Here is a 13,438-nt window from a genome sequence, read left to right as displayed (position 1 = left end):
AGTTGACATTTTCAGGCGGAAACACGGCCTGCAAACGCACGCTCGGCGATGCGACGAACAAAAGCGGCTACCTGCTCGGGTCCGATGAATTGCGGCATGTGGCCGAGGTTTTCCGCGATCTCCAGATCCAGCCCTTCGATCTTCTGCTTGACCGGTGTGCCCTGCACTTCAAGCCTGATGATAGGGTCGACCCCGCCGAACAGAAGACCTGATGGCACTTTGATCTCGCTGTAGCGCTCCGACAGCCGCGGCAAATCCATCTCGATGACCGCGAAATCGGTCGCGCTGGCATAGTAGTGGCTCGGCCTCAACCCGATATAGCCACCATTCTCTGTCATGTAGTTTTCCGGCGGCGGATGCGGGGCAAAGATCAAGCCCATCGTCTTCATGCCGTATTTCAGCCCCGCCGGCGCGGAGACCGTATGCGCAAGGACAAAACGCTTGAGCGGCGAAGATACGAACAGCGCCTTGAATTCCGGTCTGAGATCGACCTCCTTATGGGTAAGCGCCGCCAGAAGCACGAGACCTGAGATCGCTTCCGGGTGCTCGACGGCAATCGCCAGCGCCACCGAACCACCCAACGAATGGCCGACGATGACCGGCTTTTCGAGGCCCAGTTTTTCCATGAAGGCGCAGATGATATCGGCCTGCTCCGGCAGACGCCCGGTCGAACCACGCGCACGCGTCGAATAGCCGGAGCCCGGCCGATCGAGTGCAATCAGCCGGTAGCCCGGCCCGAATACCTTGAACAATGGGTGCGTGAAATGGTGCAGCTGCGCGCCGAGCCCGTGGAGGAAAACGATAGGAGGACCCTCGCCCACGTCAACGTAATGGATACGGTTGCCTTTGATGTCGATGAATTTGCCTGCCGGCGGCATGGTGCGCTCTACCCAGGCAACGATGCGCCATGTCTTGAAGACAAAAAAAACAACAATGGCGAGACCGGCCAGAGCGAGAGCCGCAAGCAGCCAGAGAAGCGCGGTCAGCAACATCAGGAACCTCTAATCAGACCGTGCCATATCGGCGTGCCCGCTTCATCCATGTCAAGGCGGCAGCACCGCGCCAAGGAAGGAATACGGAGGAAAGCTCCGGGCGCATGCGGATCAGATATGGGCTCCCAACCCCAAAACGCAGAAAATCCGAACCGTTTCCGGTCCGGATTTCCTGCAAGTCCTTGAACACCCCGCCCAAAACCGGACCTTGCCGTGAAAGAATATCAAGGCAGGCCACGTGATGGCATACGGCAAATGCCGTATTTCGGATCTGTAGATCGGAAAATACCCGACGATCAGACGATTGGAGAGGGCATGCCGTGATCCTGGGCGTCGCACTCAGGCCAACGCAGCAATCTGCCTATCGCGGAAAGCTCGAGCTGTATCCGTCAGGATAATATCCGCCATCGCCACCATTGCCGTTCGGTTCGGCTTCGCCGGTGGCGGCGCGAAGGTCCTGGGAAACATCGTCGAGACGGGCAAGCAACTCGCGTGAGCCGTTACCCCGCGCGGCTTCGTTGCGAATCTGCCGGGCCTCGGACGCCAATTCGCGCGCCTTCGACGTGTCGATGAGATTGAGCCGCTCGGCATCCAGGATGCCCTGGCCGACACCATCGGCCTGATTGAAAATCACGCGTGCCATGCTGTTGTCAGGCATCGCAACCGCGTGAGCCGATTTGCGGGCTTGATGATGCTCTGCGGCCAGAGCGCCGTCGGCGACCGGAACCAGAGCAACAACAGAAGCAAGAAGAATTAGCCTGGAAGAAAAGGGAGACATGATTGTTCCTCCGCAATTGAGAACGAGCGACGTCCGCTCCGCAGCCCGTTCGGCTGCTGGATCGTCCAGTTCCACCTGTCGCGATTTGTTTTCTTCGCCGGAAGTTCCCGATCCGCACGACGAAAATGCCGTTTCAAGAAGGGTGTTCCAGCCTCACGGAAATATCATCCGCCGTGATGAAACAGGGAGCTCCGCCATGTCTCGATCGACGCTCCAGGTCGATGACGTCCGAAAGGCCAAGCCCCACAGCAATAAAAACGGGCGGCCCTCGCGAGCCGCCCGCCTGCCTTGTGCCAGCCGTGAGACGCTCAGCCGTGCAGCTTGGCAGTGATTTCAGCCACCCGCTTGCCCTGGAAGCGTGCGCCTTCAAGCTCCTGCGCCGAAGGCTGACGCGAACCGTCGCCATCGGAGGTCGTGGTCATGCCGTAGGGCGCGCCGCCACGGACGACATCGTTGCCCATCTGTGCCTGGTAGGCATAAGAAAGCGGCACGATGATCATGCCATGGTGCTGAAGCGACGCCTGCGTGGTGATGATCGCGAGTTCCTGGCCGCCATGCTGGGTGGCGGTGGACGCCATCACCGAGGCGACCTTGTTGACCAAGGCACCCTTGACCCAGAGCGGGCCGGTCTGGTCGAGGAAATTCTTCATCTGTGCAGCCATCATACCATAACGTGTCGACACACCGAAGATGATGGCATCGTAGTTTTCCAGTTCGAGCGGATCGGCGATCGGCGCGTTCTGATCGAGCTTGTAATAAGCTGCCTTGGCGACAGCTTCCGGCACCAGTTCGGCTACCCGCTTGATGGTCACATCGGCACCAGCCTCGCGCGCGCCTTCGGCAGCGGCCTTGGCCATCTGTTCCATGTGTCCCCAGCTTGAGTAGTAAAGCACCAATACCTTTGCCATGCCGGCATCTCCCAGATGATGGATCAAAAGGAACGTCGTCGTTCCGTTGCGCCGCAATCTAGTGTCCGGACCGTTCACCGGAAGCCGCCAAATCTGACACGCACTGTTCACCGTTTCAGGAGCATTGCCCACGCCCGGCCACCGCGCTATTCGACTGAGGCGATTTCGAAGAATTATTGCTGCTACCGGTGGTGGCCAACCGCCCGTCAAACGCGATCTTCGGCCAAAATCGATGCAATAATTCTTCGAAATCGCCTGAGTCCAATCCGGAGTGCGCCATGCCAGACATTGTTACAGCCGCCATGATCGTCATCGGCGACGAAATCCTGTCGGGGCGCACCAAGGACAAGAACATCGGCCACCTTGCCGACATGATGACGGCGATCGGTATCGACCTGAAGGAAGTCCGCGTCGTACCCGACGAAGAAGACGAGATCGTCGCCGCGGTGAATGCGCTGCGTGCCCGCTACACTTACGTCTTCACCACCGGCGGCATTGGGCCCACGCATGACGACATCACCGCCGACTCTGTCGCCAAGGCGTTCGGCGTGCCTTGCGAATATGATGCCAAGGCACTCGCTTTGCTTGCTGACAGCTATGAGAAGCGCGGCATCGAGTTCAATGATGCCCGCAAGCGCATGGCACGCATGCCGCGCGGCGCCGAGCACATAGACAATCCCGTTTCGGTCGCACCCGGTTTCCGCATCGGCAACGTCCATGTCATGGCCGGTGTGCCCTCGATCTTCCAGGCGATGCTGGACAATGTCGTGCCGACGCTGAAGACCGGAACGAAGCTGCTTTCCGCCACGGTGCAGTGCCCTTATGGCGAAGGCCGTATCGGCGGTCCACTTGCCGAAATCCAGAAAGCGCACCCGGACACCATCATCGGCTCCTATCCAAAATATGCAGACGGAACATTCTGGACGGAACTGGTCGTACGCGCGCGTTCACCCGAGGTGCTGGAAGCTGTTCGCGCTGAGATAGAAGCCATGGTGGCAGGGCTCACCAAGGAAGGCTGAGTTTGCTGGCCGACCGGGAACCTGTCCTATATCCTCGACGTTCTAATCATATCCGGGAAGTGCTCGACATGTCCGCTGTGGACGATGCCGGCAACGGACGGAGAGTGCAGGAGGAGGGTTCCATGCCGTTCAAGACCATCGTCGCCATCGTGCAGAGCGAACAGGACGCCGAGCGCGTGCTGGATGGCGCCATCGCGCTGGCATCCCGCTTCAAGGCGCATGTCATCGGTGTCCACGCAGAGGCGCTGCCGATGCCCTACACTTCGGCCACCGGCTTCCCCGACACCGAATTCATGCAAGTCTCGGCCGACCTCAACAAGGAACGCTCGGCCAAGCTGCGTACCGTCTTTCAAAAGAAACTGCAGCCCTCCGGCCTCTCCTTCGAATGGCGGGCCGAAGAAACATTCTCGGGCGACAGCGCGCTCTCCAGCCTCGCCAGTGTGCGAACCGCGGACATTGTGGTTGCCGCCCAGCGTGATGCCGACAGCGACACCAATGCCGATATCGGTTCACTCGTCTATGACGCGGGTCGGCCGGTGCTTGTAGTGCCGCACAGCGGACCGATCGCCGCCAGCTTCCGCCATGTGATGCTGGCCTGGAACGGCAGCCGCGAGGCGGCGCGTGCGGCTTTCGATGCCCTGCCTTTCATGATCGAGGCCGAAAAGGTCGAAGTCTTCGTGGTCGATCCCGGCGAAGACAGCGACGAGGAAGGACTGGGAGGCGCTGGAATTGCAGCGGCCCTGACCCGCCATGGCGTGAAAGCCAGCGTGGCGACCCGGCAAGCAAAGGGCGGCACCGTCGAGGATGCCGTTCAGAACCGCCTTGTCGAGACCGGAGCGGATCTGATCGTCATCGGCGCCTACAGCCACTCCTGGATGCACCGATTGCTCTATGGCGGCGTGACAAGAACCGTGTTGCGTTCCTCGCCGGTGACGGCGTTCCTATCCCGGTAGCGCGGAAGCGATCCCTTTCAGAAGGCCGGTCAGAGGCATAATGGCGTGGCAACGCGCTTCATGGCCGTGGATATCCTGGCACCACGCCACCGCGCCCACTGCACACCTCTTGCCAAAGGCGCAGCTTTCCGGCTAATTCCGCCCGCATTCCTCAAATCCTGCGCGCGACCGGCGCGCCTGCGGAGTGCGCGATGTCCCTACCCGAAAAGGCCTTTCCCGTTTCCTGGGACCAGTTCCACCGCGATGCGCGTGCGCTCGCCTGGCGGCTGTCCGGCGTCAATGGACAATGGAAAGCAATCGTCTGCATCACCCGCGGCGGGCTGGTGCCCGCGGCAATCATCTCGCGCGAGCTCGGCATCCGCATCATCGAGACGGTGTGTGTCGCTTCCTACCACGACTATACATCCCAGGGGCAGTTGCAGGTTCTGAAGCATATCGAGCCTTCGCTGCTCGCTGATGATGGCGTCGGCGTCCTCATAGTCGACGACCTCACCGACACCGGCAAGACAGCCGGCATCGTTCGCGCGATGATGCCAAAGGCGCATTTCGCCACCGTCTACGCCAAGCCGAAGGGTCGCCCTCTGGTCGATACCTTTGTCACTGAAGTCAGCCAGGATACCTGGATCTACTTCCCATGGGATATGGGTTTCACCTACCAGAAGCCGATCGCCGACGACCACGCCGGCTAGACTGACTTACAGTTTCTTTGCCGTTCCGAACGGCTTCGCTCAAGCGGCGCGCATCCGAATCAAGGACACGGGCCTCGCCTGAACGATGGGCGTTGGCCATCGGCAAGGCGGAAATGTTCCTTTTTCAGCCCGCTTTGCACAGTTTTTCCCGCCTGCACGCATGTTTTTCGGAAGTTGTGTGCGGTTTTTACTTTTGTTTCGCAAAATAGCGCCCATATTTCGTGAGACGGCAAAGAAGTTTCGGTTTCTTGCGGTGACTTTCGAATGTTGAACGGACCTCTAGCAAACGCCAATCTGGCCGAAAGGGTAAGAAAACTTTTCGGCACGGTTCCGCTACGCCTGCAGGTCGCCGCCCTGCCCTGGCGCTCGCATGGCCGTTCCATCGAAGTGATGCTCATCACCAGCCGCGATACCGGCCGCTGGGTTCTGCCCAAGGGTTGGCCGGAAGCACGCGAACCGCTGTGCGAGGCGGCAGCCCGCGAGGCGGGCGAGGAAGCCGGGCTGAGAGGTGCCGTTTCGACGCTCGAAGTCGGCCGCTACTTCTACGCCAAGGCCTTGTCGACCGGCCAGCAGGTGCCTTGCGAGGTGCTGGTGTTTCCGCTCAAGGTCACGGATGTGGCCTCCAAGTGGAAGGAACGGCATGAGCGCGAGCGCAAATGGGTGACACCAGCCCAAGCCGCCCGCATGGTCAACGAGCCGGATCTTGGCCAGATCATTGCGTATTTCGGTGAAAATCCGAAGCGTTTCGCCGCCTGAGTCTCTTCGCAGACGCCATTTCAGCCGCCGCACCAATGCCGCCCGACCGGAACCAAGACGGTTCGGCCGAGTTTATTGTCGTCTTTGTCTCGGGCAGAGCTGGAGATGAGCGATGTCATTCTATGACAGTGCTTCCGGTACGGTGCGGCGGATCTATGAAAGCCGGATCCATACTCCGCCAATTCTTAGTGCCGCGGCCGATTTCCCCAATTCTTCACGTTTCACCGATGCATGGCAGGCAATCCGCGACGAGGCGCTTGTCGTGCGAACGGAAAAAGTGCCGCGCTTTCACGAGATCATGCCCGAACAGGCCGACATCTCTGCCAATGACGGGCTGGACTGGCGCATGTTCGTGCTCAAGGCCTATGACATCCCGGTGGCGGCAAACCTTGCGCGTATGCCGGTGCTCGCCTCGATCCTTGCCGAGTGTCCGGAGGTGAAGTCGGCGGCGGTCTCCTTCCTCGCTCCCCACAAGCATATCCCGCGCCATCGCGGTCCGTTCCGCGGCATCATGCGTTTTCATCTAGGGCTGCAGATTCCACGCCTGCCCGGCGGCAGACCGGCGACGATCATGATGATCGATGACGAGGAGCACCGCATCTCCGATGGTGAATGCCTGTTGTGGGACGACACCTATCCGCACGAGGTCATGAACCTGTCCGATCAGCCGCGTACGGCGCTACTTCTGGACGTATGGCGTCCGCATATGCCAGCCGACATGGAAGTGCTGTCGCGCGCGATCGTCAGCGTCGTCCAGCTTGGCATGCGTTATCGTGGGGTATCCTATTCAGCCTGACCGATAGCCTTGTTCATCGCCGACCAGCCTCAAGTCTCGCCCTGCGATGAAGACCCGGCGGCTTCATCGAGTGGTGCCGCACGTTTTGGCGAACCACCGGCGGTCGGGGCGCCCGTGCCAGACCATTCGCGGATCATCTTGAGCGCCGCCGGCTTCAGCGGCTTCCATTCGAGTTCGCCGCCTTCGCGCAATTCGTCATCCCATTGCTGGGACAGTGTCACGTTCTCGAAACCGGTTTCGGAGCCGCCCTCATCCAGCGGCCATTGCGTCTGAGTCGGGCCGGGAACCAGCAGACCGCCCATCGGCGCCGCCGCATAGTCGCAGATCGCCGGGTCGCAGCATTCATCGACCAGCGCGGCAAGCAATACGAGTGATGGAGCAACAAACAGCCCGACGACTTCGCAGTCGGCGGACTTGCGGACGAAATAGGCTTTCAACTGTCACCCCAGTTGCGTGACGGCCGTTCCCTCTCAGCCATATTTCCCCCGCGCCTCTTTTACGCGCGCGGGCTGAACAAGCAAGCCGTCACCGGCAAATTACCGGGGGCGGCAATCACTTTTTCCAGATGATTTTCTCCCCATTATCCACATATGTGACACACAATATATTGGGGTCACAAAATCTACAAAAACGAACTCTTGACGCCTTGGGGCGAGTCGACTTTTATAGGTCATGTGCTCGTGTTTCGGGCGCGACCGGAAAGTTTCGAGGCCGGTCTTTTTCCCAGGAATTTGTGCGTTTTCGCTCGTTTTCCGCCTTAACCACTAGGCCGGCGGAGGCGTGGTGTTTGTCGGGTTCGAAACACCGAAAAGGAGACATTTACGGCTGGAATAAATGACCTGTTAACACTATATTTAGTGTTTGCAGCCAAGCTCAGCCCTAGATAATGTGAAGACCCCTCCAATGAGGGAATCGGAAATTTTTCAGATTTGAGGGACCCGCGCGGGTCTGTCGGCAGGCTGATCAAGGCTTCGCAAGAAGCAGAAAACGGCAAGTCGACGGCAGGGCGCGGCGAGGAACCCCGGCTGTTGCGAGGCGGCCGGAAAACTGGGACGTGCGCTTTTTGGAAAGGGATCGGGCAAACACCCGCAAAAAGCGCTATATATAGACAAGAAGGAACCACGACGATGCGCATCGAGCGGCGTTTCACCAAGCCAGGACAATCGGCTTATGCGGAGATCGAATTCCGCAAGGCGCTTTCCGAGATCAAGAATCCGGATGGCTCCGTGGTGTTCCGCCTCGACGACATCGACGTGCCCGCGCAGTTCTCGCAGGTTGCGGCCGACATCCTGGCACAGAAATATTTCCGCAAGGCGGGCGTGCCTGCGCGTCTGAAGAAGGTCGAAGAGAACGACGTCCCCTCTTTCCTCTGGCGTTCGGTCGCCGACGAAGCCGAGTTGGCCAAACTGCCCGAGAACGAGCGCTATGGTTCGGAGCGCGACGCCCGCCAGGTTTTCAACCGTCTCGCAGGCACCTGGACCTACTGGGGCTGGAAGGGCGGCTATTTCGCTTCCGAGGAAGACGCTTCCGCCTTCCGCGACGAGCTGGCCTACATGCTCGCCACCCAGCGCGTGGCGCCCAATTCGCCGCAGTGGTTCAACACCGGCCTGCACTGGGCCTACGGCATCGACGGCCCCGGCCAGGGCCACTATTACGTTGACCCCTTCACCGGCAAGCTGACCAAATCCAAGTCGGCCTACGAACATCCGCAGCCGCATGCCTGCTTCATCCAGTCCGTCGGTGACGACCTCGTCAACGAAGGCGGCATCATGGACCTGTGGGTGCGCGAGGCGCGCCTGTTCAAATACGGCTCCGGCACCGGCTCGAACTTCTCCTATCTGCGTGGCGAAGGCGAAAAGCTTTCGGGCGGCGGCAAGTCGTCAGGCCTGATGAGCTTCCTGAAGATCGGCGACCGCGCCGCCGGCGCCATCAAATCGGGCGGCACGACACGCCGGGCCGCCAAGATGGTCATCGTCGACGCCGACCACCCCGATATCGAAGCCTTCATCGACTGGAAGGTGAAGGAGGAGCAGAAGGTCGCCTCGCTGGTCGCCGGCTCCAAGATCGTCAAGAAGCACCTCGACGCCATCATGAAGGCCTGCGTCAACTGCGAAGGCCAGGACGACGACTGCTTCGACCCAGCCATCAACACCGCGCTGAAGCGCGAGATCAAAGCCGCCAAGAAGAACGCGGTACCGGAGAACTACATCCAGCGCGTCATCCAGTTCGCGCGCCAGGGCTACACCGCGCTCGACTTCAAGACCTACGATACCGACTGGGATTCGGAGGCCTATCTCACCGTCTCCGGCCAGAACTCGAACAACTCCGTCTCGCTGAAGGACGACTTCCTGCGCGCCGTCGAGACCGACGGCGACTGGCACCTGACCGCCCGCAAGGACGGCAAGGTCTTGAAGACGCTGAAGGCCCAGGATCTGTGGGAAAAGATCGGCTACGCCGCCTGGGCTTCGGCCGATCCGGGCCTGCACTTCAACACCACCATGAACGACTGGCACACCTGTGCGTCGGCCGGGGCCATCCGCGCGTCGAACCCGTGCTCGGAATACATGTTCCTGGACGATACCGCCTGCAATCTGGCTTCGATCAACCTGCTTCCCTATCGCCAGGAAAATGGCGAGATCGACATCGCAGCCTATGAGCACACCACCCGTCTGTGGACCATCGTGCTCGAGATCTCGGTGATGATGGCGCAGTTCCCATCCAAGGAGATCGCCAAGCTCTCCTACGATTACCGCACGCTCGGCCTCGGCTATGCCAATATCGGCGGCTTGCTGATGACCTCCGGCATTCCCTACGACTCGGCAGAGGGTCGCGCCATCTGCGCGGCGCTCACCGCGATCATGACCGGCGTCGCCTATGCCACCTCGGCCGAGATGGCCTCCGAACTCGGAGCCTTCCCGGACTATGACCGCAACGCCGTCAACATGCTGCGTGTCATGCGCAACCACCGCCGCGCCGCCTATGGCGACAAGGACGGCTACGAAAAGCTGGCGGTCAATCCCGTTCCGCTCGTCCATGCCGACCTGGCGCAGGCCGAGCTCGGCCAGCATGCCAAGGCGGCCTGGGACCGCGCCATCGAGCTCGGCGAAGAGCACGGCTACCGCAACGCGCAGGCAACCGTGATCGCACCGACCGGCACGATCGGCCTGGTGATGGATTGCGACACCACCGGTATCGAGCCCGATTTCGCGCTGGTGAAGTTCAAGAAGCTGGCCGGCGGCGGTTATTTCAAGATCATCAACCGTGCCGTGCCCGAGGCATTGCGTACGCTCGGCTATTCGGAAAGCCAGATCGCCGAGATCGAGGCCTATGCCGTCGGCCACGGCAACCTCAACCAGGCGCCCGCCATCAACCCGTCGTCGCTGAAGGCCAAGGGCTTCACCGACGAGAAGATCGAGGCGGTGAACGCAGCGCTGAAGAGCGCCTTCGACATCAAGTTCGTCTTCAACCAGTGGACGCTCGGCGCCGACTGGGTGAAGGAGACCTTCGGCTTCACCGACGAACAGCTCGGCGACTTCTCCTTCGAGATGCTGCCGGCGCTGGGCTTCTCCAGGAAGGAGATCGAGGCTGCCAACGTCCATGTCTGCGGTGCGATGACGCTGGAAGGTGCTCCCTTCCTGACGGTCGAGCACTATGCGGTGTTCGATTGCGCCAATCCCTGCGGCAAGATCGGCAAGCGTTACCTGTCGGTGGAAAGCCACATCCGCATGATGGCGGCAGCCCAGCCTTTCATCTCGGGCGCCATCTCCAAGACCATCAACATGCCGAATGAAGCGACGGTCGAGGACGCCAAGAGCGCCTACATGCTGTCGTGGAAGCTCGCGCTCAAGGCCAACGCGCTCTACCGCGATGGCTCGAAGCTGTCGCAGCCGCTCAACGCTTCGCTCATCGCCGATGACGACGAGGACGAAGACGACGCCGTCGAAGCGCTGATCGCCGCGCCCGCCGCCGCGAAGGCCGTGCAGGTGACGGAGAAGATCGTCGAGCGCGTGGTGGAACGGCTCTATCGCGACCGCGAGAAGCTGCCGAACCGCCGCAAGGGCTACACCCAGAAGGCGATCGTCGGTGGTCACAAGGTCTACCTGCGCACCGGCGAGTTCGATGACGGCCGCCTCGGCGAGATCTTCATCGACATGCACAAGGAAGGTGCTGCCTTCCGCGCCATGATGAACAACTTCGCCATCGCCATCTCGCTGGGTCTCCAGTACGGCGTGCCGCTGGATGAATATGTCGAGGCCTTCACCTTCACCAAGTTCGAACCGGCCGGCATGGTCGTCGGCAACGACGCCATCAAGAACGCCACCTCGATCCTCGACTATGTGTTCCGCGAACTGGCGGTTTCCTACCTGTCGCGGCACGACCTCGCCCATGTCGACCAGTCGGACCTCGACAAGACCTCGCTCGGCAAGGGCATCACTGAAGGCAAGACGACGCCGTTCTCCAAGGGGCTCTATCGCGGCGTCTCGCCGGTGAAGCTGGTGTCGAACCTCGGAGCCGAGCCCAAGGGCTTCGGCGGCAGCCAGGCACCCGCCGCCCCTGCCCGCCCGGCATCGACCGCCTTCGCAGGCTCCAACGTGCTGGCGTTGAAGCCGAGTGCCGAAGACGCGCTTGCCTACAAGCGTGACTATGAGGAGCGCGCGAAGGAACTGGCCGAGGACATCGCTTTCGAAGAAGTCACGGAAGACACCGCGACTTCGGCGCTGTTCACCGACGCAGCCGCACAGGAAGCCGCCGAGGCGAAGAAGCTCGCCGCCGACCGCCGCGCCAAGTCGCTGCTGCAGGGTTACACCGGCAACAGCTGCTCGGAATGCCAGAACTTCACGATGGTGCGCAACGGCACCTGCGAGAAGTGCGACACCTGCGGCGCGACCAGCGGGTGCAGCTGATAGTCGTTTAAAATCATAATTGTGACAAGTAACGAGGTTTGTCCCAGCAGCGATCAACATGTCCGCAAAAGGTAGATCGGTTTGTCCAACACCTTTGGAGGAACCAAATTCGAGTGATCTGATGGCCGGATTTGGAACGCCCAAGACAACAAATGCTTTCGAGTTCGGAAACTCATGATGACAAAGGGCGGGCGACTTAAGTGCGACACCTGCGACCGCATGAGCGAGATACGAGTGCAAATGCCGTAATTGGTGGGAGACCCAAAGTTCTGTACTTAGGAGCCAAAGTTCCAACCCAAACCTAGCAAAATCAGGCACTTGTCAGAAACGACAAACCTGCAAGACAACCTGGAGCGGCTTCCGAACCGCTCCCCTCAAAGATGAGGTCTTAAGAACTGTCCCGGGCGCTTTATCGGCGTCCGGGAAATCGCAAAAGGAACAAAATAGAAACATGCCGTACTTGGGGAGGTGCGGCCTGGATTTTCTCAGGGTCATTCAAAGGACGACACCATGCCCGCCTATCTAACATTCTTCCCCCTCGGGAATGCCGACACGACGCTGATCCGACTCGCTAACGACGATTTGATCCTGATGGATTACGCGAACATGCGAGTTGCTAGCGACTCGACGGACAAGCGTATTGACCTACCAAAGGCACTCCGCGAAGAGCTGGATGATGCTGGCCGTGAATCGTTTCGGGGAGTCGCCTTCACTCACCTCGATGACGATCACATCTGCGGTGCCCGCGACTTCTTCTGGTTTGACCACGCCCGGATCCTTCAAGGAGATGACCGCGTAAAGATCGATGAGCTGTGGGTGCCCGCGGCCGCGATTACCGAGACCTCCCTCGAGGGTGATGCCTGGACTATTCGGGCCGAAGCGCGTCACCGTCTGAAAGAAGGCTACGGCATCAAGGTCTTCTCACGCCCCGAGAGGCTCGCCGCGTATCTCGCTGAATGGGACCTTACCGTAGAGGATCGGGCCGACTGTATCGTCAATGCTGGCGAACTCGTTCCAGGGTTTTCGAAATGGGACGCGGGACAGGTAGAGTTCTTCGTCCACAGTCCATTCGCTTGGCGAACCGACGAAGGTCTCGAAGACCGGAATGAATGCTCCATTGTTGTGCAAATGACGGCACGGGAGGGCTTGAGCGAGAGCTATGCCCTTTTGGGAGCTGACATCGACCATGAGTCACTGTCGCAGATCGTCCGCACATCAAGGAACCATGGAAATGAAGACCGTCTGCGCTGGGACATACTGAAGCTCTTCCACCATTGCTCTTACAAGTCCCTGTCGCCTGAAAAAGGCGAAGACATCACGGAACCCGTCGAGGATGTGAAATGGCTGTTCGAGGAGCTTGCACGCCAGCAAGAGATCATCGTTTCTCCGAGCTGGCCCATTCCCGCGAAGGGAACGCCTGAGGACGAGGATAAGCAGCCTCCACACCGACAGGCTGCGAATTACTACAAGAAGATCATCAAAGACTCGAACGGACAGTTCAAGGTCACGATGGAAACACCGACGGAATTCAAGCCAAAACCGATCAAGCTGAAAATCTCAGCGACCGGGGTAGCGGTGGTGATGACCACTGCGGCGACCGTTGCAAGTGTAGCCTCGGCCACTACGACACGAGCGGGTTAACG

Annotated in this window: 11 protein-coding genes; 7 read left to right on the top strand and 4 right to left on the bottom strand. The window is 60.2% G+C overall.

Annotated features, from left to right (window positions below; translation table 11 throughout):
• Nucleotides 1-11: 11 nt before the first annotated feature.
• The 3 genes from ACFWXH_RS04835 to wrbA form a co-directional block, all read right to left on the bottom strand.
• A complete protein-coding gene (locus tag ACFWXH_RS04835) occupies nucleotides 12-992 on the bottom strand; it encodes an alpha/beta fold hydrolase (protein WP_379118015.1) in 981 nt (326 codons plus the stop codon).
• Nucleotides 993-1,353: 361 nt separating this feature from the next.
• A complete protein-coding gene (locus ACFWXH_RS04830; RefSeq protein ID WP_379118013.1) occupies nucleotides 1,354-1,845 on the bottom strand; it encodes a hypothetical protein in 492 nt (163 codons plus the stop codon).
• Nucleotides 1,846-2,078: 233 nt separating this feature from the next.
• On the bottom strand, nucleotides 2,079-2,678 hold the full coding sequence (gene wrbA / locus ACFWXH_RS04825; RefSeq protein WP_379118011.1) for an NAD(P)H:quinone oxidoreductase type IV: 600 nt from the start codon (nucleotides 2,676-2,678) through the stop codon (nucleotides 2,079-2,081).
• Nucleotides 2,679-2,956: 278 nt separating this feature from the next.
• On the opposite strand from wrbA, the gene ACFWXH_RS04820 reads away from it, so the two are divergent.
• From ACFWXH_RS04820 to ACFWXH_RS04800, 5 genes are all read left to right on the top strand, one after another.
• Complete coding sequence (locus tag ACFWXH_RS04820) at nucleotides 2,957-3,697, top strand: competence/damage-inducible protein A (RefSeq protein ID WP_379118009.1); 741 nt, start codon at nucleotides 2,957-2,959, stop codon at nucleotides 3,695-3,697.
• Between the two features lie 68 nt (nucleotides 3,698-3,765).
• Nucleotides 3,766-4,650 (top strand): universal stress protein, encoded by an 885-nt coding sequence (locus ACFWXH_RS04815; RefSeq protein WP_379118007.1) that lies wholly within the window; start codon nucleotides 3,766-3,768, stop codon nucleotides 4,648-4,650.
• 191 nt (nucleotides 4,651-4,841) lie between these two features.
• Nucleotides 4,842-5,339 (top strand): xanthine phosphoribosyltransferase, encoded by a 498-nt coding sequence (gene gpt / locus ACFWXH_RS04810; RefSeq protein ID WP_379118005.1) that lies wholly within the window; start codon nucleotides 4,842-4,844, stop codon nucleotides 5,337-5,339.
• A 264-nt stretch (nucleotides 5,340-5,603) separates the two neighbouring features.
• Complete coding sequence (locus tag ACFWXH_RS04805) at nucleotides 5,604-6,095, top strand: NUDIX hydrolase (RefSeq protein ID WP_054313140.1); 492 nt, start codon at nucleotides 5,604-5,606, stop codon at nucleotides 6,093-6,095.
• Between the two features lie 112 nt (nucleotides 6,096-6,207).
• Entirely contained in the window at nucleotides 6,208-6,891 is a 684-nt protein-coding gene (locus ACFWXH_RS04800) for an aspartyl/asparaginyl beta-hydroxylase domain-containing protein (protein ID WP_379118003.1), read from the top strand.
• A gap of 29 nt (nucleotides 6,892-6,920) precedes the next feature.
• On the opposite strand, the gene ACFWXH_RS04795 is transcribed toward ACFWXH_RS04800, so the two are convergent.
• Nucleotides 6,921-7,328, bottom strand: a complete 408-nt coding sequence (locus ACFWXH_RS04795) for a hypothetical protein (protein ID WP_379118001.1) — start codon at nucleotides 7,326-7,328, stop codon at nucleotides 6,921-6,923.
• 690 nt (nucleotides 7,329-8,018) lie between these two features.
• On the opposite strand from ACFWXH_RS04795, the gene ACFWXH_RS04790 reads away from it, so the two are divergent.
• Together ACFWXH_RS04790 and ACFWXH_RS04785 are read left to right on the top strand one after the other, a co-directional pair.
• Nucleotides 8,019-11,795, top strand: a complete 3,777-nt coding sequence (locus ACFWXH_RS04790) for a vitamin B12-dependent ribonucleotide reductase (RefSeq protein ID WP_379117998.1) — start codon at nucleotides 8,019-8,021, stop codon at nucleotides 11,793-11,795.
• Between the two features lie 510 nt (nucleotides 11,796-12,305).
• Nucleotides 12,306-13,436 carry a hypothetical protein gene (locus tag ACFWXH_RS04785; protein ID WP_379117996.1) on the top strand — a complete coding sequence of 377 codons (1,131 nt, stop codon included), beginning with the start codon at nucleotides 12,306-12,308 and terminating at the stop codon, nucleotides 13,434-13,436.
• Nucleotides 13,437-13,438 lie beyond the last annotated feature (2 nt).

The sequence above is a fragment of the Mesorhizobium sp. NPDC059054 genome (assembly GCF_042739215.1).
GTDB lineage: Bacteria > Pseudomonadota > Alphaproteobacteria > Rhizobiales > Rhizobiaceae > Mesorhizobium.
The sequence above is the reverse complement of the archived record's forward strand: the minus strand, read 5'-3'. Positions and strand labels throughout refer to the sequence as shown.

Bases quoted from the DNA above. Each gene is read 5' to 3' on its own strand.
- ACFWXH_RS04835 (WP_379118015.1), bottom strand. From the start codon at position 992: ATGTTGCTGACCGCGCTTCTCTGGCTGCTTGCGGCTCTCGCTCTGGCC.
- wrbA (WP_379118011.1), bottom strand. From the start codon at position 2,678: ATGGCAAAGGTATTGGTGCTTTACTACTCAAGCTGGGGACACATGGAA.
- ACFWXH_RS04820 (WP_379118009.1), top strand. From the start codon at position 2,957: ATGCCAGACATTGTTACAGCCGCCATGATCGTCATCGGCGACGAAATC.
- ACFWXH_RS04815 (WP_379118007.1), top strand. From the start codon at position 3,766: ATGTCCGCTGTGGACGATGCCGGCAACGGACGGAGAGTGCAGGAGGAG.
- gpt (WP_379118005.1), top strand. From the start codon at position 4,842: ATGTCCCTACCCGAAAAGGCCTTTCCCGTTTCCTGGGACCAGTTCCAC.
- ACFWXH_RS04805 (WP_054313140.1), top strand. From the start codon at position 5,604: ATGTTGAACGGACCTCTAGCAAACGCCAATCTGGCCGAAAGGGTAAGA.
- ACFWXH_RS04800 (WP_379118003.1), top strand. From the start codon at position 6,208: ATGTCATTCTATGACAGTGCTTCCGGTACGGTGCGGCGGATCTATGAA.
- ACFWXH_RS04790 (WP_379117998.1), top strand. From the start codon at position 8,019: ATGCGCATCGAGCGGCGTTTCACCAAGCCAGGACAATCGGCTTATGCG.
- ACFWXH_RS04785 (WP_379117996.1), top strand. From the start codon at position 12,306: ATGCCCGCCTATCTAACATTCTTCCCCCTCGGGAATGCCGACACGACG.